Below are 25,103 nucleotides of genomic sequence, written 5' to 3' on the forward strand. Positions count from 1 at the left end.
AGAATGAGCAAATTTCAATCCTGGCTGATCGCACTACTGGCACTGATCGCGCTTGCGCTGATTGGCTGGAATTTATCGAGTGTCAATGATGATGCCTCATCAGCCATTGCGGATGATGGTTATCCTGCTTATCAAACCCAGGAAGCCATTACTTTTGTCTACGATCCGGAAGGTAAATTATCTTACAAACTGGTCGCTGACGATGTTAAAAACTATACGGAAACTAAACTGACCTGGTTTACCAACCCGGTATTGACAACATTTGCCCCCGATGGTCCCCCCGGAACCCCGGTAGCAACATGGACAGTACGTGCCAACACGGCCAAACTGACCCAAGATAAGATGCTCTATCTGTACGGGGATGTCCAAGTGGATAGCCTGAACGATGCGTCACAATTGCAGCGGATCACAACAGACAATGCGATCGTCAATCTGACAACTCAAGATGTCGCATCTGATGACCGAGTCACCCTTATTGGGGTCGGTCTGAAATCTGTTGGCATGAAAATGCGTGGCAATCTGCGAAACAAAACTGCTGAACTGATTGAAAAGGTGACCACTCAATATGAGATCTCACATGAACAACCTAATCCGTAATTCCGTTATTGCCAGTACACTTTTTGCCGTCAGCCTGCCCGTACTGGCCTTAAAAGATGATACAAAAAAACCCATTACCATCGACTCAGCAAGACAGTCGTTAGATTTAACGGGCAACGTTGCCACATTTACGGATAATGTTATCGTAAAACAAGGCTCAATCGACATTCATGCAGATAAAGTCGTTGTGACCCGCCCGGAAGGAAATTCCGACAAGACCGTTATTGAAGCATTCGGCAATCCTGCCACTTTTTACCAATTGCAAGATGATGGTAAGCCCCTCAAGGGCCATGCATTAAAGATGCGCTATGAGATGGATAAAGAGCTGGTTACCCTAATGGAAAACGCCTATCTTGAACAGCTAGACAGCAATATCAAAGGCGATAAAATCACTTATCTCGTACCGACACAACAAATGGAAGCGTTTAGTGATAAAGGTAAACATGTCACCACCGTCCTGTTACCTGCCCAGCTGCAAGAAAAAGGTTCTGGTGTTAACGGCGCTGACACTCAGAAAAAGGGTAAATAACGACTGATGGCAATATTAAACGCAGAAAATCTGGCGAAAGCCTACAAAGGCCGTAAGGTCGTTGAGAACGTCAGCCTAAACGTGAAGTCAGGGGAGATTGTTGGCTTACTTGGCCCTAATGGAGCAGGCAAAACCACCACTTTTTATATGGTCGTCGGCATTGTTGCCCGTGATGCCGGTTCTATCACCATTGATGAAGACGATATCAGCCTGCTGCCCCTGCATGAACGTGCACGCCGGGGGATAGGTTATTTGCCTCAGGAAGCTTCCATCTTCCGTCGTTTGAGTGTATTCGATAATTTGATGGCGGTACTGGAGATCCGCAATGATCTGAATCAGGAGCAGAGAAAAACACGGGCAGAAGAGTTGATGGAAGAGTTTCACATCTCTCACTTGCGTGATAGCCTTGGTCAATCACTTTCCGGTGGTGAACGCCGTCGTGTGGAGATTGCCCGTGCACTGGCCGCCAATCCCAAATTCATCCTGCTGGATGAACCTTTTGCCGGCGTTGACCCCATTTCCGTACTGGATATTAAAAAGATCATTCAACATCTGCGGGATTACGGATTGGGTGTCCTGATTACCGACCACAATGTGCGTGAAACACTGGATGTCTGCGAACGTGCCTATATCGTCAGTCAGGGCCATTTGATTGCCCACGGTACACCAAATGACATCCTGAATAACGAGCAGGTCAAACGCGTCTATTTGGGTGAAGGTTTCCGTCTTTAACACTTATCCTTCTATCAGATGCGATTCAAGGAACTATTCAGGCCAGACTAAGGAGAAAGTGGTAACGTTATGAAGCAAAGTCTGCAACTCAGGCTCAGTCAGCAATTGACGATGACGCCACAGCTCCAGCAAGCCATCCGTTTGTTACAACTGTCTACGCTTGAACTTCAGCAGGAGATTCAGCAAGCTTTGGAAACGAACCCACTGCTTGAACAGGATGACCCGCATCAGGAAGTGGAGAATCAGGCACTTTCTGATACTGATGCCGAAACCGAAGTCATGGATACCCGTGAAGCGCTTGAACAGAGGGATATGCCTGAAGAGTTACCACTGGATGCCAGTTGGGATGAAATTTACACCGCTGGCACACCATCAGGCACTCACAGCGACTATAGCGCTGATGATTTCCCCGTATATCAGGGTGAAACTACCCAAACCTTGCAAGATTATCTCATGTGGCAGGCAAGATTAACGCCCTTTACCGAAACGGACGCTGCTATTGCCACTTCAATCATTGATGCCATTGATGACTCCGGATACCTGACCATTTCTATCGAAGAAATCCTTGCCAGTATCGGGGATGATGAACTGGCTTTGGCAGAGGTCGAAACCGTTCTCAAACGCGTACAACATTTTGATCCGATCGGAGTTGCTGCCCGTGACTTACGCGAATGTTTGCTTATCCAGCTTGCAATGCTGCCGCCAAAGACGCCCTATCTGAATGATGCCAGACTTATTGTCAGCAACTACCTGGCACTGCTGGGTAACCGAGACTTCCGTAATTTATTACGTCAGAGCAAATTAAAAGAAAGTACCCTGAAAGGGGCAATTGATATCATCCAATCACTGGAACCAAAACCTGGCCTGGTAGCCAATACCGGTGAATCCGAGTACGTTATTCCAGATGTATTGATACAGAGAGAAAATGAAAGCTGGCAAGTCAGGCTAAATACCGATAGCATCCCCCGTCTGCGCATCAACCAACACTACGCAGCACTGGGACAACGGGCCAACAATGAGAGTGACAGCCTGTTCATACGCAATAACTTGCAAGAGGCCAAATGGCTGCTCAAGAGCCTCGAAAGCCGTAATGAAACATTGCTGAAAGTCGCCCGTTGTATTGTTGAACGGCAACAAGATTTTTTTGAATATGGTGAGGAACACATGAAACCACTGGTATTGGCTGATATCGCCTATCAGATTGACATGCATGAGTCCACCATTTCCCGCGTGACGACCCAGAAATACCTGTATAGTCCACGCGGGATCTTTGAACTTAAATATTTTTTCTCCAGTCACGTCAATACCGACAGTGGTGGTGAAGCCTCTTCTACCGCGATACGTGCTCTGGTGAAAAAACTGGTCGCGGCAGAAAACCCGGTCAAACCACTGAGTGACAGTAAATTGACCAGCATACTCGCTGAACAAGGTATTCTAGTGGCTCGCCGGACAGTCGCAAAATATAGAGAGTCGTTATCCATCCCGCCTTCAAACCAACGTAAAAAATTGGCTTGAACAACACAGAGAAGGAAAACACTATGTCACTTGTACTGGCAGATAAGCTGGCGCATCAATTGACCAAACACAAAAGTAAATTGAGACAACATTAATCGCTTTTAGGCAATGGGGCTGTCATAAAATTATCACTGTTCTATCTATAACACCGTCTATAACGCCCTATAGTACTGGTAATTAGTACTAGGTAATGAGTACTAGGTAATGAGTGCGATCTGTAGATCGGTTTTAGAGCGCAGTGCATTAATATCGGATGCCTCATCAGGCATCCGATATAACAAGGCCCTAAGTGAATAAAGAAATGAACAACGAAACAGATTTACCACTAAGCTCTGTGCTTTCACCCGCATGTACACGCAACAACGTACCTTGTTCGAGTAAAAAGCGCGCCTTAGAGATTATCAGTGAGCTGGCATCAAAACAGCTTGAACTGCCGGAAAATACCGTATTCGAGGCTATTCTTTCGCGCGAAAAAGTCGGCACAACAGGAATTGGCAACGGGATTGCGATCCCTCACGGCAAATTGAATAAAGCGTGTTCGGATAATGCCGTTGGGGTATTTTTACACCTGGAACAACCCATTACCTTTGACGCCATTGATAATCAACCTGTTGACTTGCTGTTTGCTTTATTGGTGCCATCAGACCAGTGTCAGACCCATTTACACTCACTATCATTGATTGCAAAGCGCCTTGCAGATAAAAGCCTCTGCCGTCGCCTGCGTTCAGCGCAGAGTGATGAAGAACTGTATAAAATTATTACTGAATAAATAGCGATTATAATTATAAACATTTAGGGGGGAGTCACCTCATGGTGCTGATGATAGTCAGTGGTCGTTCAGGTTCTGGGAAATCTGTTGCTTTGCGGGCACTGGAAGATATGGGCTTCTATTGCGTGGATAACCTGCCCGTTGTGTTACTGCCGGAATTGGCAAACACACTGGCCGAACGTGATATCTCGGCTGCGGTTAGCATTGATGTCAGAAATATGCCGGAGTCGCCAGAAATTTTTGAAGAAGCACTGACGCAATTGCCTGACAGTTTTTCACCACAGTTACTGTTTCTTGATGCGGATCGTAATACCCTGATCCGCCGCTATAGTGATACACGCCGCCTGCATCCACTCTCCAGCAAGAACCTGTCACTGGAAAGTGCCATTGACCAAGAAAGCGATTTACTGGAACCCCTGCGCTCACGCGCTGACTTGATCATTGATACCTCTGAAATGTCCGTTCATGAACTGGCGGAAATGCTCAGGACACGTCTATTAGGCAAACGGGAACGAGAATTAACGATGGTGTTTGAGTCTTTTGGATTCAAACATGGTATTCCTATCGACGCAGACTATGTTTTCGATGTCCGTTTCCTGCCAAACCCTCACTGGGACCCTAAACTGCGCCCAATGACGGGTTTGGATCGCCCTGTGGCTGCATTTTTGGATCGCCATACCGAAGTTCATAATTTTATTTATCAGACCCGGAGCTATCTTGAGCTTTGGCTACCCATGCTGGAAACCAATAATCGCAGCTATCTGACGGTCGCTATTGGTTGCACAGGCGGTAAACACCGTTCGGTCTATGTGGCAGAACAGCTGGCTGATTATTTTCGTTCCCGTGGCAAAAACGTGCAATCACGCCACCGCACACTGGAAAAACGCAAGTAATACGCATAACACAGCCATGACAGTCAAACAACGACTTGAAATTAAAAATCGGCTCGGAATGCATGCCCGGCCTGCGATGAAACTGCATGATCTGGTACAACAGTTTCAATCAGAAGTGATACTGCGCAATAGCAGTAACTTACAGGCCGAGGCCCGCAGCGTCATTGCCATGCTGATGCTGGATTCTGAGCAAGGCAGCCATATTGACGTTGAAGTCAACGGGCCGGATGAACAACAAGCACTGGCGGCTATTATCGAACTCTTCAACGCAGGATTTGACGAAGAGTAACACGCCCTTCTCCCAATAAAAATATTGTCTTAAGAGGCAATTTGAAAGACGAAGTGTATACTCGATAAACTGTAAGTTGCAATCTGCAAGATGCCGCGAGGCCCTATATTTCCCCACACAGCAGGGAAATATAACACGCATTTTGAAGTTGGATTGATATATAACTTGAGTCTTAATTTATTACCTGATATATAACAGGTAATGTAATAGTTATTCCTTTTATTGCAAAATAACCTTATATTTAATACTTGAAATCGAACATTAGTGAAAGAATAAATAGCCAATGTTCAGTTTTCCGATTACATAAATTAAAAGTCTTAACCCCAGCCATCAAAGCAACTATGAAAAATAAGTTAAAAAGAATGAAAGCAAAAGAAAAAACAACTAAACCTTGTTCCGATAATGACCTGATAGAGTTAATTAATTTTAATCTCGATTGTGCTGAAAAAGAATGGCAACAAGTCCGACACAAATTAAACCAATATAAAAATGAAACTAATATACCCATGAATTTTATTAGTGATAATTTCTATAATAACGTTAAAAAAAATAATAAAATTAACATGATTGAATCGGTAAATTACCCATTCCCTTCCGACTTCAGTGACAAAAGCCATTTTAATCCAGTGTCAGAAAAAGAAATGGTTAAAACGTTCATCCCTGGCTATCCTGTCTTAGAAAGCAACAAACCTGAAGTTAGTGAATTCGTGGTATTCATGATGGATATGAGGGACTCCAGCTCTAGTTTCAAACAGCTTCCCACCTCTCCTGTTATAGAGTGCGGTTTACAAAGAATTATCTATGAGACATCCGCTTTAATTCCAGCGATTGTTTATACAGCCGCACAAGAAGGAGGAAAAGCAACTGAGTTGCTGGGCGATGGAGCATTAATCCTTTTTCATATTGGATCTGACAACCGGGTTAATGTAATCAATAAAGCTTATCTGGCTGCTGAACAATGCATTAGTAATACAATTAATCATGTTAATGCTATTTTATGGAATAGATATAATTTCCCACCTTTAAGAATTGGCATAGGCCTTGCCTATGGCCCTGCCATCATTAAGGTTATGAATGTGAACGGATATCATCCTAAAGTAATAGGCCAATGTGTTTGGAAAGCAACAAAATTAAGTCACGGAGAAAATACGATAGGCTTGTCAGAAGAAATACAAAACATATTAAATTTGAATAAATCTTGTTGATATCATAAAAACTATTTAGCCCAAAAACGGAAACTCATTATGCCTAATAATAAAAGAAAAATGCATCTTAACTGCCATATAGTAGGAGTGGGTCAGCACCCCGCAGGATGGAGAACCCAAAACGATACCCGTGCATTTATAAATCCGCTTTTTTATCAAGAAATTGCAAAATTGGCAGAATTAGGCAAATTTGACGCGCTGTTCTTTTCTGATTCATTATCCCCATATTGCAAAAAAGAAACCTCTTTCGGTCTGACTATACAGAGCAGACCATTAGAGAGCGCTTCGGTGTGGCCTATTGCCAGGGTAAACGCGAAATCAGTGATTAAAACTGACCAAAGATAAAAAATCATTAATATAATCTGTTCATTAAATTTTCACTAAGCGTAAAAACAAGACGTTTTGATGATTAATTTAGTTAATTAATCTAATTATTTATAAATAGTATGATATAGATAATAAATGTTAGCTTTCAATAAGTTAACCATGTGAAATTAAATTAAAAAAAACTTATTATTAAAACGCAATGACACGAAGAACATTATATATACAGTTCCTAAACTGGAGATTTACTTCATGCGTTTTAATAAAACCACACTGGCAATTCTTCTTGGTTTGAGTCTGTCCCAGGGTGTTGCCCAAGCCGCGCCTGTGCTCTCTTTAGATAACACCCATGCAGAAAGCATCGCCGCAACCAATAATGCCTGGGTTGAAATCAATACCACGACTTTCGAAAATAATATTCACACGCTGCAAAAGAAACTGAATAAAGGCACCAAAATGTGTGCGGTTTTGAAAGGCGATGCTTACGGTCATGGTATCGATCTGCTGATGCCATCCATCATCAAAACTGGCGTACCTTGTGTAGGCGTCACCAGTAATGAAGAAGCCCGCATCGTGCGTGAAAGTGGCTTTAAAGGACAATTGATACGTGTCCGTACGGCTGACATGACTGAAATCGAAAGCACTCTGGGCTATGACATGGAAGAGATGATCGGCGATCTGGATCACGCCCAGGCTATTGATGACCTGGCCAAAAAACACGGTAAAGCCATTCGCGTTCATCTGATGCTGAACACAGGTCTTATGAGCCGTAATGGTTTGGAAATGAAAACGGAGCAGGGCAAGCAAGAAGCTTTGAAAATCGCTCAGTTACCTAACCTGAAACTGGTTGGTATGATGAGCCACCATGCATTCACCGATACGAATGCAATCCGTGACAGCATTAAAAACTTCAAAGAACAAACTTCCTGGCTGATCAAAACAGCAAATCTGAACAGAGACGAAATCACACTGCACGCATCAAGCTCTTTTGCATCACTGAGCATTCCTGAAGCACAGTTCGACATGGCACGCGTTGGCAGTGCGCTGTACGGCATTCTGACCACGAGCTACCCAGAATTCAAGCCCTTAATTCAAATGAAAACCCGTGTTGCTTCTGTTAAAACCTATCCTAAAGGTAATGGTGTCGGTTACGACAACACGCACATTCTGCAACGCGATTCCAGGCTCGCTAACTTGCCGGTTGGTTTCTCTGATGGCTTTAGTTCTGCCATGTCAAACAAAGCTTACGTTCTGATCAACGGTCACCGTGCCCCGGTTGTCGGTAGCGTTTCCATGAACACCGTGATGGTCGATGTGACTGACTTGCCGGAAGTGAAGAGTGGCGATGAAGTGGTTATTTTCGGTAAACAAGGTAACGACGAAATCACCCAGTCTGATATTCAGAAATGGGGAGGAATGCATGTTGTTGAGCTTTCTTCCATTTGGGGAGAAACCAACCCACGTATCGTCACGACAGGCTTATAATCTACCGTTCAAAATGATGGCAGACTGTTCTTTTTTTCCATGACGGATAAGCCGTGTTTCATTAACAATGCAAAACAGTTCGTGATCATGATCTCTTTATTTTCGTGGCAGAACAGCCTAATATCATTTTAATCACTTTGAAAATGACACCCCCCTCCTTGCGATGTGGGGTGTTATTTTATATTGAGCCTAATTTGGAGTGTGGTATGAAAAAACCTAAAATCATTATCAATGAATTGGATGCCGAGCGTTTAGATTCTCTGTTGGAACAACCTGCTTTTGCCAATACCCGCATCGCAGAGGCCTTAAACGAAGAGTTGGATAGAGCCGAAATAGTGGCTCCGGTAGATATCCCGGCCGATGTTGTCACCATGAACAGTGAAGTTCGCTTTATTGATCTGGGCAGTGATGAAGAGCGTGTTCGTACACTGGTCTACCCTGCTTCCCTGCAAGACAGCACCAAACATCTGTCCGTCATGGCGCCTTTGGGGGCCGCTCTTCTGGGCTTGCGGGTGAATAATGAAATAACATGGACATTGCCAAACGGTGAAACAACCCGAATAAAAGTATTAGAACTACTTTACCAGCCCGAGGCGGCGGGTGAGTACCATCGATAAAATACTATAAAATCAATAGAATAAACCACTACCACACAAGTGGTTTTTTGCTTTCCGATAGCGAATGGCGACAAAATGGCGACAGAGATTTTTAGCTACGGGCTATACTGATCCCCGAAATATCTTTAGCTTGCCTTACTCCGTTGCCTCTAACATAATTCATTACTGCTTAATTCAAATATCACCTCAACCATTAAGGATAATGAAAAATGTTTGCTCAAAAACGGAATATCAGAATTGAAGTCACCAAAGATAAAACGCTTGTCGATTTAAAAGGATTGTCAGCAGAAGAGGCGATAAAAATTATCGAAACAGCTCAGGCCGTTAGAAGCGCAGACGTAAGCGAAGATAATTCACCGAAGCAATAAATTTCAGTTCATCTTCTCTCACAAAGCCGCATAAATCCTGAACTCTTTAAATGGCGCGGCTTTGCTTTGTGATCCAATATTCTCACGTAAAATAGAATTTATCCTTTAATATCATTACCTTGACTTTTCCCCGCGATCCATGCCGCGATCCAAAAACTGAAATTTCCTGAAAATCTTTTCAATCCTTTCAGTTCGGAATTTTTCCCACGCCGCCCGTGCTGGCGCGGTCTGGCGATATCATTTGTAGGATTTTAAAACTGAAAAAACTTTTTGATCCAAAACGTGCAGGCGGGTGCGGTGTAGTCCGTTTTACGTGGGGTTTACGTTTATTTCGTGGGGATTGTGCAGCATGAGATGCAGTGTAAGAACGTGATCCAAATTAACCGTAACGTGCGTCAATCTGATTGTGCATGTTTCTGTGTGCGTTTGGTTGCGCTCTATGGGCGGGTAATAAATGACAGGGTAAAGAGGGGGATCGCTGCCTATTAATATTTATAGGTATAATACCCATAAATTCATTGACTGCATGTAATTTTGTAGGTATTATACCTACGCATTAACACAATGGAGGATTGATGAGTAGTGCAGAGTTAATCAAACGCCTGATGGCTGACGGTTGGGTAAAGATGCGGCAAGACGGGAGTCATGTCACGCTGGCCAAACCGGGAGTCAGAGAGATAATCACCGTTCCGCATCCAAGAAAAGATTCGTCAAAGGGGATTCTTCGGCAGGCACAGAAAAATTCAGGATTGAAGTTGTTGTAATCATCAAGGAGCGGCCTGACCGCTCCTTCTCTGCGCTACTTATCATCATAAACTATCGAGGTAATATTATGATTTATCCGCTCTTTATCTTTAAAACAGAAGAGGGTTTTGACGGTTACTTTCCTGATGCTGACGGCTGTTTTTTCGCTGGCAACACCTTAGAAGAAGCTATTCGTGATGCTGAAAGTGCTTTTGGTCAGCATATGGAAGTGTTGACTGAGCAAGGTGGGTATGTTCCAGCACCCAAAGATCCATCAGATTACATCAATGACCCCCGCTTGGCGGAAGATGGCGGGATGATTGCGCTGATTGAATTAGACCCCGCGAAATACGAATCAAAGGCCATCAAGTTCAACTTGACTATGCCCGGCAATTTGTTAACTGCGATAGACCGCTATATTGAGCGAAACGGTCACTATAAAAACCGTTCTGCTTTTCTGGCTGAATTGGCACGAAAAGAAATTGCTCATCCCTAAATGTTAAAGGCCACCGGGCAGTTAACTCGGTGGCCTTAATGCTATGACTGAGATTGGTCGCCTCAGCCTTAGCGCATTACTCTCCAACTAACATCACCAGTTTAATGCCTCTGAATAAAATATCAATCTACGGTATGGCGTAAAAACCTTACCCAATCACAGGCGAATACTTCTGTTTCAGTCCATCGGATTTATAAGCCGTGTTCCTGATGGCGCTGGCGTTCTCCGGTGTGCCTGTGTTGTGATGGGTATGGGCGGCGGTCAGTTCGGCCAGTTCCCTGACCACATCCAGAGTCTCTAACATCAATGTCATGACGTTAATTTGCTGGCTACCGACCCAGACCACAGGGGCGACAATCTCTTGTTTAGCACCCGCGATGCTTTGCTTAAGCAGGCCGATTTTCTCTATCAGTTTCTGTCCGACGTCAATATTGGCCTCTTTCCCCACACTGGCGACAAAATTCGCTGAGGTGGCCAGACTGTAATCCCCGTCTGCAATTTGCTGGACAGCGCCTGCCAGTAAGGTGGACGTACCTAACACTGTCGTCTGGTCATGCACCCAATAGTTAGATAACCTTTGGAAGATAGTATTCACGCTCAATGAAAGTGCCTATCACTTTGTCATGCATTTCTTCGGATTTGGAATAACAGATCGTTTTCCGATTCAGTCTCTTGATGCGAGTACGTAAGGTCAGATTGGTTCTTTCGATACGTTGAGTAAATTTCTTCCCTCTAAAGTGTTTTTCCTCAGAAAGGCAATCGTAAACGGCATAATTATCGGTACAGAAAAATTGAATTTCGAAAGGAGCCAGAAGTGCCAGCAATTTGCTCAGTGTTTTCCTGCTGCGATCCCCCAATACGTGCGCGATTATTTGCTTTTGCTCCGGTTCCCAGGCATACCAAAGCCAGCGCTGATTCTTCTTGTTACCGACAAAAGACCATTGTTCATCAATTTCGCAGATAATATGAATATTATTTGCGGCCAGCGGCAGTGTAGTTACCTGTCTGGGTTCGAGTTTTTTAGGGTACGAAGAACGGTGTTGATACCCACCTTCAGGACACGAGCGGTGTCTCTGATACCGCCATTATTCGCAGCCATATCCACAATCTGATCTTTCATTCCGGGTTTGCAGGCTTGGTAGGTGTAATTCAGTTGAAAGGTTTTACGGCAGGCATAACAGTGATAACGCTGATGTCCGCTGCTTCCTTTTCCATGCCCTTTGACCTCTTCCGCTTTGTGACAGTAACGACAAACCACATCAACTTTAGCCATATCTCACCAGTAATAAAAAGTGGGGAGTTTACTACAACAATCTAATGATTGGAAGCATGACCCAAGATTCCATTGCCGATTTACTCACATTCATCGCCTTCGCCGCTTCTCTTATGCTGTAATGCTGGTCAAGGACTAGCTGGGCAGATTCCAGTTTAAATTCGGGGCTGAAACGTCTTTTCATCATGTCACCTATTTTGCGTGTTGAAGTGAGAATATCACCTCTATAACGGTGACCAAAATCATTGGACCACATCACCACACATTCGCTTCTCACTTTATGATGAGCGGAGGCAATATCCTTGTCTTGCAAAAAATACTAGGGCATACCGACATCAAAATGACAATGCGGTATGCACATTTTGCTCCTAACCACCTGAATGATGCTTTGATTTATAACCCGTTATCGCAGTTAAAAAATGGCGACAAGGTGGCGACAGAGAACTTTAACCCTCGGTACTTATCGGTGCTTACCGTTTAGCAACTCATTGATAAATATTTATTTCATTGATTTCACTAGAGTATTCACAGGATTAGAACTACTTTACCAGCCCGAAGCGGCGGGTGAGTACCACCGCTAATTTCCAGCCAGCTCAGTGACACCAAACTGGCTGCTGTTGATTGAGTATCCCTACTGACCGGCGATACTCATTTCCGGCAGTAACACCGAACCACACTGAATATTACTACGTGTTTCGATATCATCACCGATTGTCACCATATTCGCCCACATATCTTTCAAATTGGCTGCAATGGTGATCTCACTGACAGGATATTGGATCTCGCCATTTTCAACCCAAAAGCCGGATGCGCCGCGAGAATAATCACCTGTCACCGCGCTAACACCCTGCCCCATCAGCTCAGTGACGATCAAGCCCGTACCCATTTCACGCAACAAGCCAGTGAAGTCCAGACCCTGACCCGCAATACGCCAGTTATGAATTCCACCTGCATGGCCCGTGTTCACCATTCCCAATTTACGGGCAGAATAGGAAGTCAGTAACCAAGTCTGCAAAACCCCCTCCTTAACAATATCACGTGGTATTGTACGCACGCCTTCACTGTCAAATGGCGTTGAAGCTAGCCCACGCAATAAGTGCGGCTGTTCTTCAATCGTCAGCCATGAAGGCAAGATAGGTTTGCCCAGGCTATCCAACAAGAAAGAAGATTTACGATAAATGCTGCTACCGCTGATCGCGCCAACCAAATGACCGAACAACCCCGTAGCCACCTCCGCAGAAAAGATAACTGGCGCTTTCATCGTTGGTAATTTACGCGCTCCCAGACGAGAAAGCGTACGACGCGCGCACTCTTGCCCCACCCACTCAGGCGATTTCAACCCGTCAAAATGGCGGCTCACGGTATAAGCATAATCGCGCTCCATATTGCCATCTTGTTCGGCAATCACACAACTTGACATAGAATGACGACTTGAGCAGTAGCTTTGCAGCATACCGTGGCTATTACCAAACACCCGAATACCATAATGGCTATTGAAACTTCCGCCTTCCGTATTGGTAATGCGCTCATCTGTCTGTAATGACGCCTGTTCAGCACGGGCTGCCAACTCAATCGCTTTATCTGCATCCAGATCAGCGGGATGGAAAAGATCTAACTCAGGCGCTTCGAATGCCAATAACGCTTTATCGGCCGGGCCAGCATAAGGATCAGGCGAAGTATAACGCGCAATATCAATGGCGGCCTGCACAGTACGGGCTATCGCTTCTGGGCTGAGATCGGTTGAGGAAGCGCTACCTTTGCGCTGCTGGTGATAAACCGTGATCCCCAACGCGCCATCACTGTTAAACTCAACATTTTCGACTTCACTAAAACGAGTGCTGACGCTAATCCCCGTCGTTTTATTGACCGCGACTTCCGCAGCATCACTACCGGCTTTCGCTAACTCCAGCGCATGGGCAACCGCCTCTTCCAGCAGCTTGCGCTGTTCCGCGATTTGTTGATTAGTAACTCTCATTAATTAACCGTAATCCAATGAAGTAAAGGGAGAATTTGTCAGAAAAAATGCCTGCTTCCGGTTCATGACACGAATGTAGAGTGGTAATCAGGCAATTTTCCCAGTTACAATACACAATATTAGGATGTTAACACCCACCGGACGATAGGTCATGCTCCAAAACATACCTTATCCGGCCTTTTTAGAAGGAAAACAATTATGGCAATGCAGCCTGAAGATTGGCTCGACAATTATCCTGCTGAAGAGGAAGAAGAAGAGATAATCTGGGTCAGTAAAAGTGAAATCAAGCGGGATGCTGAAATACTGAAAAAGTTGGGAATGGAACTGGTTGAACTGAGCAAAAATCAACTGGCGCGAATTCCACTGGATGAAGATTTGCTGGCAGCTATTGAGTTGGCACAGAAAATCAAACGGGAAGGACGCCGCCGTCAATTGCAATTAATTGGCAAACTGTTGCGTGCCCGCGATCCTGAGCCAATCACTACGGCGTTGGATAAACTGAAAAACCGTCACAACCAGCAAGTCATTGTGTTACATAAACTGGAAGAACTACGTGACAAACTGCTCGAAAATGATGATGCCTTTGACGAAGTCATCGCACTGTATCCACATACTGATCGCCAGCAACTTCGCTCATTGGTTCGTAATGCGAAAAAGGAAAAGGCCGCTAACAAGCCACCTAAATCCTACCGTCAAATTTTCCAGTATTTGAAAGAATTATCGGAATCCGCCTAGCCCACCGTTACCGCCATTTCGTTAAGAATTGGCGGTCATTAATGTCTCCAGATCCTTTCGCTTTCTTCATTTTAATACCTAAATGTGTAGTAGGGTACGGCTGACATCTCCATATTTCGCCAAAATCAAGCGAAAATTCAATCTTATTAGTTAATTAATTTTATCTATAAGCATGTACAATAAATCACCTCGTCTGTCTGTATATTCATTTTGATAAATAAAATATAAGGAAGCAATAATGAAGCCGTTAGATCCGACGAATTGTATTGATTGCCGGAAGATACTGAAACACTGGATTGAATTTCAGCTTGTGGATGAACAAGGTGAGCCACTAACAGGGATACCTTATAAACTGAAAAGCCGGGGGAACAAAAGCATTGTGCGAACGGGCACTACAGATGGAAATGGCTTATTACGTGAAGTAGATATTCCCCCCATGCCTGTGACATTATCTGTTACAGCACAGCCTCTTGCTGATAGAGTGGTTCAATGCCATGCTCGCCCAGACACCGGAAAAATAGGCAATCTTCAGGTAAGAGAAAATAGCTATAACGGCAAGCATAACTATCGTTATATCACATTAGGTGCAATCAGCGATGCCTACCCCAAAGTCAAAGGCTGGCAAGACGATGAATTAAAAGCCTCTGAGCACTTTAACGGCTCGGCTTTAACCGGGTTTATGGCTCATCCTCTTAACCGGCGGTATGTACTGGAAGTTCAGGCAATAGAAAGCGGGATTACCTTAACCATCGGTGTCTTTTTTGATGGAACGGGGAACAATACCGAGAATATTAATGAGCGGCTTTTATGTATTCCAGAAGCAACCAATACCCGTCAACAGTCGATGAGTTGTTCCTTTAACCAATTTGGGTTGCCCGGTGATACCTCACGGATCAGTTATGATGGCTACTATACCAATGTGCATTTTTTGCATGAAATATATAAGGTGGGTGAAACAAATAACAACTCACATCAAACCAAAGTGTATATCGAAGGTATTGGTACACAAGCGGGAAAATCAGACAGTGTGGTGGGTTATGGATTGGGAGTAGGGGAAACTGGTGTTCATGCCAAAACTGAAATGGCTATCCAAAAAATAAAAGTTGAATTATCAGAGTCACTTAAGAAGATTCAGGGTAATGTCAAATGCTTACAATTCGATATTATTGGATTTAGTCGGGGAGCTGCGGCAGCGCGGCATTTTGCCAACCGGGTTTTTAATCGTGATCCTGTTTTGGAGCAAGCCTTAACAGACAGCTTTAGCCAGTACCGCTATCTGGGTAAATCCTCTTTCCCCACCGGAAAAAACCGTTTTCTGGGGATCTTTGATACCGTTGCGGCTATTGGTACATTAGGTAATGGGCTGAACCCACATTCAGCCGATACGGGCGATGTGGATATTCGTTTACCCGCAGACATTGCCAAACATATCTTCCACATCTCGGCCATGAATGAATGCCGCTATAACTTTTCTTTAAACAGTGTCAACCCTGATTATCCAGAGCTGATATTTCCGGGCGCTCATTCGGATATTGGCGGGGGGTATAACCCGATCGAAACAGAACGATTATTTATTACCCGGCCACGCACTCTTACAGTAGATGAAAGTATCCCCAATAACGCCACTTGGATATATCAAAAAGCACAGAATGAATTATCTCAGATGAGAGACTACCCCACTATTGCTCCGTTACTTCACGGTAACGAGGTAAAAGTGGAAACATGGCAAAATAACCAGTTTTACCCCCGTAATGATCTGGAACGCTTTCAAAAACAAGTAGCAGCGGCTGCGGTACTATATCGGGAAATTACCAATGATTGGTCTAAAGTAGTTATGCAGGTAATGCAGGATGCCGCACAAGAGGCAGGAGTAGTCTTTGGTAAACCCAGTGATAAAGATGATGATTATAAATTGCCTCCTGAGCTTACTTCATTAGCAGAAAAAGCCATTAAACAAGGACGAGCAGTCCGGCAAGGACAGCCTTCAACGCCTTTTACCGCCGAAGAGTTAACCATGATCCAAACCCAATACGTCCACTGCTCATCCCACTGGAATAGCGTAGTGATAAAAGATGAACAAATTCAGGGTGGCGTGAATGCTGTAGAGTTAATCAGTTTTGTGAACCGCCCTTGTGAAAAATGGCACCGAGCCATATTTGATATTACCGGTAAGGAAATTTCATAATGTGGAACAAAAAATCATTGGTTTTATTACTTGGTGTAGGCATGGTATTTGGATTAGTCGCCTGCCAATCTTATCCCCCCAGAGAACGGGTGGTGACCTATAAACCCATTGTACGGCACAGTCAGCCGTTGCCTTATGATAAATGGTGGTTTAAGTTACGCACGCCGAAATATTTTCCTGCCAGTATCAGCTTTGTCCAATTTCAGGATGAAGATAACTATATTGTTCAAAAATTTATGCCAGATGGTGCAAACCCAGATTATGAAAGTTTGCATGGCTGGAATAAACGCTTAGGGGGGAGTAGTGGTATTCGAAACTATGGTGAAGCTTTACCCCGTTCATTGACCGTTTGCTGGGATTCAGTGATTGATAAAAAATCTTATCAGACAACCTTTAAATTTACTCCTGAGGTTTGGCAACTGATGCGTGAACCTGCTTTCTACCCCAGATATGAAAAACAGCCACCTGACTACCGGGAAGTTATTTATATCGGTTTAGCACCAAGTGGTACAGCCCGTGCATGGTTAAGCGGCATCGATAAGAATAACGGTGATAATATCTTAGTTGCCACCGGTGTATCAGTTTCCGGCGATAAGATGACGGTATGTCAGGGAAAAACAAAAGTTCTGAATGGTTATAGCGAATACCCAAAATATATCAAAGACTTTATCAAAGGGAAAAAATACCCCTATGGGGAATGGTAATGCCGTTATTTTGAGCTGGATTAACGCAACAAGTTCAATTTGCGCCCTTGTAAACAATGGCATCGGGCCATTTTTGATATTACCGGTAAGGAAAGTTCATAATGAGAAACAAAAAATCATTATTTTTATTACTTGGTGTAGGTATGGTATTTGGATTAACCGCCTGCCAGTCCTATCCACCCGGAAAACGGGTAGTGACTTACAAATCCATTGTACGTAACAGTGAACCACTGCCTTATGATAAATGGAGATTTCAATTTATCACTCCAGAATATTTCCCTGTCAGTATTAGTTTTGTTCAATTTCAGGATGAAGATAATTATATTGTACAAAAATTTATGCCTGATGGAGCCGATTCAGATTATCGTAGTGTAACCACGTGGAATAAAAAACTAGGTGGGGGCTCTAGTGGAATTAACAATCATGGTGAAGCACTGCCTCGGTCATTGACTGTTTGTTGGGACTCTGTAATTGATAAAAAATCCTATCAGACTCTGTTTGAATTTACGCCAGAGGTAAGACAATTAATGAGAAAACCAGCCACCTATCCAGGTTATGAAGGTCACCCACCAGACTATCGAGAGAGAATTTTTATTGGATTAGCTCCCGGCGGTACAGCCCGCGCTTGGCTACGAGGTATTGATAAAAACAACGGTGATAATATCTTGATTGCCACCGGTGCATCAGTTTCCGGCGAAAAGATGACGGTATGTCAGGGAAAAACAAAGCATTCTAGTGGTTATGGAGACGATTACCCAAAATATATCAAAGACTTTATCAAAGGGAAAAAATATCCCTATGGGGAATGGTAATGCCGTTATTTTGAGCTGGATTAACGCAACAAGTTCAATTTGCGCCCTTGTAAACAATGGCATCGGGCCATCTTTGATATTACCGGTAAGGAAATTTCATAATGAGAAATAAAAACCATTAGTTTTATTACTTGGTTTAGGTATGGTAGGCGGTTTACTTATATAAGGTATTCCCATTGCTGGAGAAACAGATTTAGTTGAGTGCCCCAAATGCAATGGAGTTTTTCCTATTGTGGAAGGCAGCGATAACTTAAAAAGTAAAGGAAAATCTATCGCCGCAAAGCGCGTTCTTTTTTTGCGGAGTAATGCGGATGAAATTAACCTCAACGGGCAACTGAATATATCCGGTCACGGCATCCCACAGTGCGTCTAAGTTGGCACCAAAATCATCCCTAAGCCCGAAGCGCTGTTTGAATTCGCCATAGAAAGCGTTCAAGTCAGGGAGTTGGCTAAAGTCGAATTCCACCTTTTTCATGTCATTACTCCAGTCGGGTAAAACTGTTGTAGTGATCAACCGTTAAATAAGGCCATCATTAGAATAGAGCAACCTGTCACTTCCCCTGTGTCCACAGCGATAATTGATATCTGCTTCAAACCAGTGGCGACCGGATTTGATCGGTAATTTATTCTCACGGTTGGAAAATTTATCACCGCCAGAATGCTCTTTTTCATGATGACCTCAAGCCATTCGTTCTAGTGCTCAAGACATTATCAGGCGGTGCCACCTACGGTCAGGCTATCCAGTTTCAACGTTGGCTGACCAACACCCACGGGGACACTTTGGCCTTCCTTACCGCAAACCCCTACACCGTTATCGAGAGCCAAATCATTTCCAACCATTGAGATCTGCTGCATAGCTTCAATCCCCGAACCAATCAAGGTCGCACCTTTTACTGGCCTGGTGATTTTGCCGTTTTCAATCAAATAGGCTTCAGAGGTTGAGAACACAAATTTACCCGATGTGATATCCACCTGACCGCCACCGAAATTCGGTGCATACAGCCCACGATCCACACTGGCGATAATTTCTTCTGGTGTGGAATTCCCCGCCAGCATATAGGTATTAGTCATACGTGGCATCGGCAAGTGGGCATAGGATTCACGGCGGCCGTTACCGGTCGGAGCCACCCCCATCAAGCGAGCGTTGAGTTTATCCTGCATGTAGCCTTTCAAAATGCCATTTTCGATCAGGACATTGTATTGCCCCGGAACGCCTTCATCATCAATCGCCAGTGAACCACGGCGACCTTCAAGTGTGCCGTCATCCACCACCGTACACAGTTCTGAAGCCACTTGTTGCCCAACCTGACCGGAGAAAACAGAAGTTTCGCGGCGGTTAAAGTCCCCTTCCAGACCGTGCCCCACCGCTTCATGTAGCAGAACTCCCGGCCATCCAGCACCCAATACGACAGGCATAGTACCCGCAGGCGCGGCAACCGCTGACAAGTTGATCAGTGCCATGCGAACCGCTTCACGCGCAAACTGCTCTGCCAGGATCTGACCATTTTCAGTACGCAGGAAATATTCGTAACCATAACGAGCGCCACCGCCACTACCGCCACGCTCTCGCTTACCGTCTTCTTCCACCAAGACACTGACAGAAAGGCGTACCAATGGGCGAATGTCTGCGGCCAATGTACCGTCTGTCGCCGCCACCAGCACTTGTTCATAAACCCCGGTCAGGCTGGCACTCACTTCCTGTACCCGGGGATCTTCCGCCCGTGCAATTTGATCAAGGCGATGCAACAAAGCAATTTTGTCTTCCCGGCTCATGCTCTGCAAAGGATCAATGGCCGGATAAAGTGCCTTATGCGTCACGGCACCTAACGTGTGCGAAATGCCATTGCCCGCGTCCCGTACGATGCTGCGTGCAGCCTGAGCGCTTTGCTGTAACGCATTTAAGGTAATTTGATCTGCGTAAGCAAAACCCGTTTTTTCTCCGCTAATCGCGCGAACGCCCACGCCTTGATCGATATTGTAGGAACCTTCTTTGATGATGCGGTCTTCCAATACCCATGTTTCATGATAACTGGCTTGGAAATAGAGGTCGGCATAGTCCAGACGACGCTCCGACAATTGACCCAGTACCGAAAATAAGTCTTGATGATTCAAATTATTAGCAGCCAGTAAATGTTCACTGACATAAGTTAAACTCATAGTGATTACTCTTTTATCTTAATTTGTATTCTTTTTTATCAAAGAAGTCAGTTGTGGACGGAAGCGATTGTGTTTCACCACTTTTATCTGCTCACGCATGTGAGTCAAGCTCTCCCGACGAATATTAAGCTGTAATGCGCTGACGGCCAGAGGATTTTTCTTGATAATTTCTCCCCAGCCACTGACCGCCATTGTGTGTCCCCATGTCCTGCGAGTGCCATGTACACCAACCTGGGCAGGTGCCAGAATAATACATTGATTCTCAATGGCACGGGCTTTCAGCAAGGGTTCCCAATGCGCCTTACCCGTCAAGCGGGTGAAAGCCGCAGGGACGGAAATAAGCTCCGCACCCTGTTCACGCAATGCCTGAAAGAGTCCCGGAAAACGCAGATCATAACAGATAGCCATCCCCAGGCGACCAACCGGCGTATCAACAACAGTAATATGCTCCCCACGCTGGTAAATAGTCGATTCGTTATAGGCGCTGTGTTCGTCGTTGATATTGGCATCAAACATGTGAATTTTGTCGTAACGGGCCAGAATTTCTCCCTGATCATCAAACAGCAGGCTACTACTGGTGATACGAGTAGGATCTTCTCGACTGACCAGCTGCATAGAGCCAATCAGCAGCCAAACACCGTAACGTTGCGCAATTTCGCTCACAGCTTGTTGCAATGGCCCATCGCCCTGCATTTCTGCATGTGCGCGGTAGGTATCAGCATCAGCGAACAACAGGGCATTTTCAGGTGTCAGAACCAGTTTTACTGTCTCTGGCAATTGCTTAATCTGCTGTTCAATTTGCGCTAGATTATGTTTGACATTCGTACCACTGCATAATTGTAAAAGTGCAACATTAGCATTTCTCATGACCCTTTATTCTCCTTAAGCTGACGTAAAACTTCATCAATTTTAGGCTGTTCAAGGCTGCCCGTTAGCCGATAGCGAATGACCGATATTTTGCTCCATAGGGGCCTCAGCACTTTTGTCGCGGCAAAAATTGCGGCGCCGGCCACCGGATTAACGGCAAAGGCCGTTGCGACGCCCACCGTTGTCGAAATTTCTGGCGTGATGACCAGTTCCATATTGATCTGACGATGAACTAAATCTGTCCGCCCTGTAGCATTAATGTCCGCTGCCAATCCATCAATGAGAAAGTCATCGGTATATATGACGCCATTTTTTATCGTCGCGTCACCACGAATGGAATCAAAGTTGAAATCATTACTGAATGTGTCACTGAAATCCAATTGTAATTTACGCAACAACGCATCAAAGCTGATAAGCCTGAATAATTGCCCGGCCCTGCCACCGCCCAGTTTGGCGATAGCCCCTTTTTTCATGTCTCCCGTCAGCGTGCCATTCAATGTCTTGAGATCTGGCTGCCACGGGACATTGTGCCATTTCAAATTGAAATCAAATTTGAAAGGCGCATCCACAATCGGAACGATAAAGCCCAAATAAGCGGCCATATCATCGAATTTTTCGCCTGATAACTGCCCTTTGATATGGCTATAACTTCCGGTATGGTTTTCATACCAACGCCCGGATAATGTCAGGTTTCCGGCGCTGTTTTCCATCTGTCCATTGGTCAAAACCAGAGAATCACTTTCTGGCTTGATCGAGCCAGATACTTTGCCGAGTTTTAATCCAGCCACCCAGCATTCTGCACATTTAACATCCAGTGCAGGCCAATTGTTCAAAGCATAATGGGGAACGGGCACCTTATCTGACATTAACTTTTTGTTATCAACCGACGGATCTGTCGCAAACAGAGGATCGTAATAAAGATAATTGATTGATGCCTGCATCGGCTTATGCTTTGCAATCAGGAGGTTGCCATTAATTTCTTTCCCCTTTGCACGCACGGTTACATCACTGTTTTGTTGCATGACATTGAATGTGAGTTGATTCCAACGCTGTCCAGCAAGATCCAGTGCAGGCAATGAAATTTCAACTATGTCTGGCCACAGCGAACCATTCTCTTTCGAGGGCTTCCAATGCAGAAGTTCAAACAACGCCAATAATTTTTCACCCTCAATGGCAGGCAAGTTTAAGGCCAGCAATGATTTTTTCGGCAGCGCAGGAACCCCCGTATCATCGGTCTGAAAAATACCTCGCTGCAATTTGGCATGGGCTTCTTCCAACCTCCACTGGGTATTGAAAGCATATCGCTTGCCCATTAATCCTTTGAGCTGGAGCTGATTCATATCACCTTCAGCATGGAGATTAACCTTATGCCATTCCCGCAGAGATTCTGTGTCCAATATGGGTAATTGACTGTTCAAATGAGACAAATCTGCATTAACTGCAACACGGTATTTGACGTCACTTTCTGATTCACCAGCAGGTATCGTCACATTGACATCCCCCTGCCAATTCAGCGTTCCAGATAGCTTGTTGCGGATCTCCGTCGGAAGTTCCGGTAATGCCTCCGCCGCCCAATGTGAGTTCAGTTTTACATCAACCTGATAATGTTTTGCCAAGTCTTGGGTAGAAAATTTCAGGGACAAAGGATTTCCCAGCCAGTGAGCAGACAATGTCTCACTGTTTAACTTGCCATTGTCAAAGCGAAATTTGCCATTGAGATGCGTCATCTCGCTATTTAATGGTTTAATGAACAGATGGGTATCTTTCAGCGCCACTTCTCCGCTCGCCACCACTTTGCCACGCTGCAAGGGAATATCTATATGGAGCTTACCATCCACCCGACCGTTAAGCTGTAAGTTCTCGAGGGCGCTGCCAATCGAACCTGCCATCGGGCTGTGGTTGAAATAATCATGGATACTCTTTCCGTCTCCAGAGAGCGACGCATCAATAAACAGCTTATGTTTACCGTAATCGGGGATCACTGCCGAAACGTGAGTCGCCTCCACTTTTCCCAAATGCGCTTTCTGTGCCAGCATCCACAATCCATTGTTTTGGAAATTCAGGTCGATACTCAAATCAAACAGTGCCGGCCAATCAGGTTGGTATTGAAAGGTGGCATGGCGCAGCGGTACAACTACCTGAAATTGACCGTTGTTCTGTTTAAACGGAAAGTCATGAGGATCACCCTGAAAAATCAGGGTTGCATTATCGACCTTGCCCTTAATCAAGGAGGCGGTCAAATAGTCTGTCAGGGCGCCTCCCATCAGTGGCTTGGGAAAATAGCGCCAGGCTTCCCCCAGATCATCGACTCGAATTCCCGCTAACATGGCTAAAACGGGCGGTTTGCTGTGAGGTTGTAGGTAATGGAAATTCCCATTGATCCACAGCGATTTGGCCTGCAAATCTAGCCCCTGGCTCCAGATTTCCAGGCCATTGTGACCCTTTCTCCAGGATACCTGCCCTTCGCTGCGGGTCATCTCAAGCGGAGCCTGAAACATATTGCCATAATCAATGGTGCTGTTTTTCAGTGCAAGATTGAGCTTTCCCCACTGCTTATTCCCCTCTAAGCTGCCACTGAAATGGTTGATTGAGGGCAGTTCCTTCCAACGTAACCAGCTTACATCCTGCCATTTCAGGCGAATTCCCATGTCATCAGGAAGCGCTGGCGTGATATCGAGGGCCAAATGGTCAATCATCCCCTTTGGCCGCCGATGCTGCCAATCCTTGACCGTATCCGGTGTCACAAAAGAGAGTATCGGTAGTATCCCGTTTAAATATTCAAGCTGAATATTTTCGGCACGAATACGCCAATGATCATTACCCTGATATTGCGGTGACTGCTTAACATACAGTGTCGCTAGCTTCCCTTCAGGCCACTGTTGCTCATCAGTTTTCAGGCTTGCCAGATTGGGGACTTCAAACAACCACCCTTCGCCCTGGCGACGCATCTGCACAAGGAAATCACGCACTTCAAGCCGATGTTTTTCATTTTCGACATGCCAATTGGCGCCACCGTGCCTAAGCTGCATACGTCCACTATCAATCCGCCCATTCTGCAAGGTGATCCAACTGGCTAAACTGAAATGGGCATTATCCAACCCTGTATTATCCCTTAACCAACGGCTTAACCACAGCCGCATGTCGATATCATCGGCCTGCAAATAAACGGTGCCATTATCCAAAATCCCATCGCTATCTTTCAGGTCAAGCTTCACCTGAATAATACCTTCCTGCCCATTAATCGAAGAGAGGCTTACGCTGCCTTGTGCCCGATGGCGGTTGCCTTGATTCAGCCACGTTAGCTGTGGTAATAGCAAATCGGCTTTTTCACCCGATGGCGTCAAAAAGGTCAATCGGCTGTCATGTAAATCAAAATGATTGAATTGTTCAAGAAACAGGGTGGAGAGACCATCCGGCTGGGAAAACCTGTTTTCGCCCTCTGCGCCAAACAGCGCTTTATCGTAATTGACCTGAAGCTGGTAAAAGGCGAGATCACGAAAATGCCAGCGCCGTTGTAACAGTGAGCGCCAGACATCCAAAGAAAGCATCACCTTTTTGGCGTGAATATCGACATCTGCCGTTTTTGCGCTGATATCGCGGATTTCCAGACTAGGGCCAAAAGGCTCCCAATGACCTTTTATGTCGCCAATATTGACAGGAATGTTTGTCACGTCAGCAATTTTTTCGACTAATTGCTGACGATATTCATTGATGTGAGGCAGGAAGAAACGCAACCCGCTGACAAGCAAAGCCACAATGATAATGACTATTGCGGCTGTCGCTAATAGTATCCCCGGCAGTCGCTTCACACATTTCTCCTTGGTTGCAGCGC

Annotated in this window: 24 protein-coding genes and 5 pseudogenes; 20 read left to right on the top strand and 9 right to left on the bottom strand. The window is 45.0% G+C overall.

Translation table 11 applies throughout. The annotated features are described in order from the left end of the window. Positions 1-3: 3 nt before the first annotated feature. From lptC to PXH59_RS17220, 14 genes are all read left to right on the top strand, one after another. The gene (gene lptC, locus PXH59_RS17155; protein WP_047768759.1) at positions 4-597 is read left to right on the top strand and encodes an LPS export ABC transporter periplasmic protein LptC; all 594 of its coding nucleotides are present in this window, start codon (positions 4-6) and stop codon (positions 595-597) included. After that, the gene (lptA, locus tag PXH59_RS17160; protein ID WP_047768757.1) at positions 578-1,126 is read left to right on the top strand and encodes a lipopolysaccharide ABC transporter substrate-binding protein LptA; all 549 of its coding nucleotides are present in this window, start codon (positions 578-580) and stop codon (positions 1,124-1,126) included. Before lptC ends, lptA begins: the two co-directional genes overlap by 20 nt. A 6-nt stretch (positions 1,127-1,132) precedes the next feature. After that, positions 1,133-1,858 carry an LPS export ABC transporter ATP-binding protein gene (lptB, locus tag PXH59_RS17165; protein ID WP_047768749.1) on the top strand — a complete coding sequence of 242 codons (726 nt, stop codon included), beginning with the start codon at positions 1,133-1,135 and terminating at the stop codon, positions 1,856-1,858. Positions 1,859-1,927: 69 nt separating this feature from the next. Beyond that, positions 1,928-3,373 (top strand): RNA polymerase factor sigma-54, encoded by a 1,446-nt coding sequence (rpoN, locus tag PXH59_RS17170; RefSeq protein ID WP_285809325.1) that lies wholly within the window; start codon positions 1,928-1,930, stop codon positions 3,371-3,373. 301 nt (positions 3,374-3,674) lie between these two features. Continuing rightward, positions 3,675-4,142, top strand: a complete 468-nt coding sequence (ptsN, locus tag PXH59_RS17175) for a PTS IIA-like nitrogen regulatory protein PtsN (protein ID WP_047768746.1) — start codon at positions 3,675-3,677, stop codon at positions 4,140-4,142. Between the two features lie 41 nt (positions 4,143-4,183). After that, positions 4,184-5,035 carry an RNase adapter RapZ gene (rapZ, locus tag PXH59_RS17180; protein WP_047768744.1) on the top strand — a complete coding sequence of 284 codons (852 nt, stop codon included), beginning with the start codon at positions 4,184-4,186 and terminating at the stop codon, positions 5,033-5,035. Positions 5,036-5,051: 16 nt separating this feature from the next. Then, a complete protein-coding gene (gene npr, locus PXH59_RS17185; protein ID WP_047768742.1) occupies positions 5,052-5,324 on the top strand; it encodes a PTS phosphocarrier protein NPr in 273 nt (90 codons plus the stop codon). 341 nt (positions 5,325-5,665) lie between these two features. Further along, positions 5,666-6,529 (top strand): nucleotidyl cyclase domain-containing protein, encoded by an 864-nt coding sequence (locus PXH59_RS17190; protein ID WP_047768740.1) that lies wholly within the window; start codon positions 5,666-5,668, stop codon positions 6,527-6,529. 39 nt (positions 6,530-6,568) lie between these two features. Beyond that, a complete protein-coding gene (locus tag PXH59_RS17195) occupies positions 6,569-6,874 on the top strand; it encodes a hypothetical protein (RefSeq protein ID WP_285809330.1) in 306 nt (101 codons plus the stop codon). 231 nt (positions 6,875-7,105) lie between these two features. Continuing rightward, on the top strand, positions 7,106-8,338 hold the full coding sequence (alr, locus tag PXH59_RS17200; protein ID WP_285809332.1) for an alanine racemase: 1,233 nt from the start codon (positions 7,106-7,108) through the stop codon (positions 8,336-8,338). Positions 8,339-8,544: 206 nt separating this feature from the next. Next, complete coding sequence (rnk, locus tag PXH59_RS17205; RefSeq protein ID WP_047768734.1) at positions 8,545-8,955, top strand: nucleoside diphosphate kinase regulator; 411 nt, start codon at positions 8,545-8,547, stop codon at positions 8,953-8,955. Between the two features lie 209 nt (positions 8,956-9,164). Then, complete coding sequence (locus PXH59_RS17210) at positions 9,165-9,323, top strand: hypothetical protein (protein WP_285809335.1); 159 nt, start codon at positions 9,165-9,167, stop codon at positions 9,321-9,323. A 575-nt stretch (positions 9,324-9,898) separates the two neighbouring features. Then, entirely contained in the window at positions 9,899-10,087 is a 189-nt protein-coding gene (locus PXH59_RS17215) for a type II toxin-antitoxin system HicA family toxin (protein WP_285809336.1), read from the top strand. Between the two features lie 68 nt (positions 10,088-10,155). Beyond that, the gene (locus PXH59_RS17220; protein WP_047766643.1) at positions 10,156-10,563 is read left to right on the top strand and encodes a type II toxin-antitoxin system HicB family antitoxin; all 408 of its coding nucleotides are present in this window, start codon (positions 10,156-10,158) and stop codon (positions 10,561-10,563) included. A gap of 148 nt (positions 10,564-10,711) precedes the next feature. On the opposite strand, the pseudogene PXH59_RS17225 reads toward PXH59_RS17220, so the two are convergent. The 3 genes and pseudogenes from PXH59_RS17225 to PXH59_RS17235 all read right to left on the bottom strand — a co-directional run. Continuing rightward, positions 10,712-11,116: pseudogene (locus PXH59_RS17225) on the bottom strand (hypothetical protein); the annotation flags it as partial. Positions 11,117-11,129: 13 nt separating this feature from the next. Then, positions 11,130-11,836, bottom strand: a protein-coding gene (locus PXH59_RS17230; RefSeq protein ID WP_285808308.1) for an IS1 family transposase whose coding sequence is annotated in 2 segments (ribosomal slippage) — positions 11,130-11,587 and positions 11,587-11,836 — 708 coding nt in all. Because the reading frame shifts where the segments join, the coding sequence is not laid out codon by codon here. Positions 11,837-11,894: 58 nt separating this feature from the next. Further along, positions 11,895-12,023, bottom strand: a pseudogene (locus PXH59_RS17235) (transposase); the annotation flags it as partial. Positions 12,024-12,095: 72 nt separating this feature from the next. Here PXH59_RS17235 and PXH59_RS17240 point away from each other — a divergent pair. Further along, positions 12,096-12,317 (top strand): annotated as a pseudogene (locus PXH59_RS17240) (tyrosine-type recombinase/integrase); the annotation flags it as partial. Between the two features lie 150 nt (positions 12,318-12,467). Here the strand turns inward: PXH59_RS17240 and pmbA are convergent. After that, positions 12,468-13,811, bottom strand: a complete 1,344-nt coding sequence (pmbA, locus tag PXH59_RS17245; RefSeq protein WP_285809337.1) for a metalloprotease PmbA — start codon at positions 13,809-13,811, stop codon at positions 12,468-12,470. Positions 13,812-14,009: 198 nt separating this feature from the next. Between pmbA and yjgA the strand changes: the two genes are divergently transcribed. From yjgA to PXH59_RS20135, 5 genes and pseudogenes are all read left to right on the top strand, one after another. Then, the gene (yjgA, locus tag PXH59_RS17250; RefSeq protein ID WP_047768730.1) at positions 14,010-14,546 is read left to right on the top strand and encodes a ribosome biogenesis factor YjgA; all 537 of its coding nucleotides are present in this window, start codon (positions 14,010-14,012) and stop codon (positions 14,544-14,546) included. Positions 14,547-14,784: 238 nt separating this feature from the next. After that, a complete protein-coding gene (locus PXH59_RS17255) occupies positions 14,785-16,731 on the top strand; it encodes a T6SS phospholipase effector Tle1-like catalytic domain-containing protein (protein ID WP_285809340.1) in 1,947 nt (648 codons plus the stop codon). Continuing rightward, entirely contained in the window at positions 16,731-17,435 is a 705-nt protein-coding gene (locus PXH59_RS17260) for a DUF2931 family protein (protein ID WP_285809341.1), read from the top strand. Before PXH59_RS17255 ends, PXH59_RS17260 begins: the two co-directional genes overlap by 1 nt. A 101-nt stretch (positions 17,436-17,536) precedes the next feature. Then, entirely contained in the window at positions 17,537-18,247 is a 711-nt protein-coding gene (locus PXH59_RS17265) for a DUF2931 family protein (protein WP_285809343.1), read from the top strand. 175 nt (positions 18,248-18,422) lie between these two features. After that, positions 18,423-18,476: pseudogene (locus tag PXH59_RS20135) on the top strand (hypothetical protein); the annotation flags it as partial. Positions 18,477-18,497: 21 nt separating this feature from the next. Here PXH59_RS20135 and PXH59_RS17270 read toward each other — a convergent pair. From PXH59_RS17270 to yhdP, 5 genes and pseudogenes are all read right to left on the bottom strand, one after another. Beyond that, a complete protein-coding gene (locus tag PXH59_RS17270; RefSeq protein WP_285809344.1) occupies positions 18,498-18,722 on the bottom strand; it encodes a barstar family protein in 225 nt (74 codons plus the stop codon). Between the two features lie 4 nt (positions 18,723-18,726). Continuing rightward, positions 18,727-18,902: pseudogene (locus tag PXH59_RS17275) on the bottom strand (ribonuclease domain-containing protein); the annotation flags it as partial. Between the two features lie 56 nt (positions 18,903-18,958). Further along, on the bottom strand, positions 18,959-20,404 hold the full coding sequence (tldD, locus tag PXH59_RS17280) for a metalloprotease TldD (protein WP_047768728.1): 1,446 nt from the start codon (positions 20,402-20,404) through the stop codon (positions 18,959-18,961). A gap of 18 nt (positions 20,405-20,422) precedes the next feature. Continuing rightward, complete coding sequence (gene nit1, locus PXH59_RS17285; protein WP_285809346.1) at positions 20,423-21,271, bottom strand: deaminated glutathione amidase; 849 nt, start codon at positions 21,269-21,271, stop codon at positions 20,423-20,425. Continuing rightward, the gene (gene yhdP, locus PXH59_RS17290) at positions 21,268-25,080 is read right to left on the bottom strand and encodes an AsmA2 domain-containing protein YhdP (protein ID WP_285809347.1); all 3,813 of its coding nucleotides are present in this window, start codon (positions 25,078-25,080) and stop codon (positions 21,268-21,270) included. Before yhdP ends, nit1 begins: the two co-directional genes overlap by 4 nt. Positions 25,081-25,103 lie beyond the last annotated feature (23 nt).

Origin of the sequence: Xenorhabdus bakwenae, from assembly GCF_030272115.1 — a bacterium.
Taxonomy (GTDB): Bacteria; Pseudomonadota; Gammaproteobacteria; order Enterobacterales; family Enterobacteriaceae; genus Xenorhabdus; species Xenorhabdus bakwenae.

What these genes read in the sequence shown, in the direction of transcription:
- lptC (WP_047768759.1), top strand. Translation starts at nt 4, where the DNA reads ATGAGCAAATTTCAATCCTGGCTGATCGCACTACTGGCACTGATCGCG.
- lptA (WP_047768757.1), top strand. Translation starts at nt 578, where the DNA reads ATGAACAACCTAATCCGTAATTCCGTTATTGCCAGTACACTTTTTGCC.
- lptB (WP_047768749.1), top strand. Translation starts at nt 1,133, where the DNA reads ATGGCAATATTAAACGCAGAAAATCTGGCGAAAGCCTACAAAGGCCGT.
- rpoN (WP_285809325.1), top strand. Translation starts at nt 1,928, where the DNA reads ATGAAGCAAAGTCTGCAACTCAGGCTCAGTCAGCAATTGACGATGACG.
- ptsN (WP_047768746.1), top strand. Translation starts at nt 3,675, where the DNA reads ATGAACAACGAAACAGATTTACCACTAAGCTCTGTGCTTTCACCCGCA.
- rapZ (WP_047768744.1), top strand. Translation starts at nt 4,184, where the DNA reads ATGGTGCTGATGATAGTCAGTGGTCGTTCAGGTTCTGGGAAATCTGTT.
- npr (WP_047768742.1), top strand. Translation starts at nt 5,052, where the DNA reads ATGACAGTCAAACAACGACTTGAAATTAAAAATCGGCTCGGAATGCAT.
- PXH59_RS17190 (WP_047768740.1), top strand. Translation starts at nt 5,666, where the DNA reads ATGAAAAATAAGTTAAAAAGAATGAAAGCAAAAGAAAAAACAACTAAA.
- PXH59_RS17195 (WP_285809330.1), top strand. Translation starts at nt 6,569, where the DNA reads ATGCCTAATAATAAAAGAAAAATGCATCTTAACTGCCATATAGTAGGA.
- alr (WP_285809332.1), top strand. Translation starts at nt 7,106, where the DNA reads ATGCGTTTTAATAAAACCACACTGGCAATTCTTCTTGGTTTGAGTCTG.
- rnk (WP_047768734.1), top strand. Translation starts at nt 8,545, where the DNA reads ATGAAAAAACCTAAAATCATTATCAATGAATTGGATGCCGAGCGTTTA.
- PXH59_RS17210 (WP_285809335.1), top strand. Translation starts at nt 9,165, where the DNA reads ATGTTTGCTCAAAAACGGAATATCAGAATTGAAGTCACCAAAGATAAA.
- PXH59_RS17215 (WP_285809336.1), top strand. Translation starts at nt 9,899, where the DNA reads ATGAGTAGTGCAGAGTTAATCAAACGCCTGATGGCTGACGGTTGGGTA.
- PXH59_RS17220 (WP_047766643.1), top strand. Translation starts at nt 10,156, where the DNA reads ATGATTTATCCGCTCTTTATCTTTAAAACAGAAGAGGGTTTTGACGGT.
- pmbA (WP_285809337.1), bottom strand. Translation starts at nt 13,811, where the DNA reads ATGAGAGTTACTAATCAACAAATCGCGGAACAGCGCAAGCTGCTGGAA.
- yjgA (WP_047768730.1), top strand. Translation starts at nt 14,010, where the DNA reads ATGGCAATGCAGCCTGAAGATTGGCTCGACAATTATCCTGCTGAAGAG.
- PXH59_RS17255 (WP_285809340.1), top strand. Translation starts at nt 14,785, where the DNA reads ATGAAGCCGTTAGATCCGACGAATTGTATTGATTGCCGGAAGATACTG.
- PXH59_RS17260 (WP_285809341.1), top strand. Translation starts at nt 16,731, where the DNA reads ATGTGGAACAAAAAATCATTGGTTTTATTACTTGGTGTAGGCATGGTA.
- PXH59_RS17265 (WP_285809343.1), top strand. Translation starts at nt 17,537, where the DNA reads ATGAGAAACAAAAAATCATTATTTTTATTACTTGGTGTAGGTATGGTA.
- PXH59_RS17270 (WP_285809344.1), bottom strand. Translation starts at nt 18,722, where the DNA reads ATGAAAAAGGTGGAATTCGACTTTAGCCAACTCCCTGACTTGAACGCT.
- tldD (WP_047768728.1), bottom strand. Translation starts at nt 20,404, where the DNA reads ATGAGTTTAACTTATGTCAGTGAACATTTACTGGCTGCTAATAATTTG.
- nit1 (WP_285809346.1), bottom strand. Translation starts at nt 21,271, where the DNA reads ATGAGAAATGCTAATGTTGCACTTTTACAATTATGCAGTGGTACGAAT.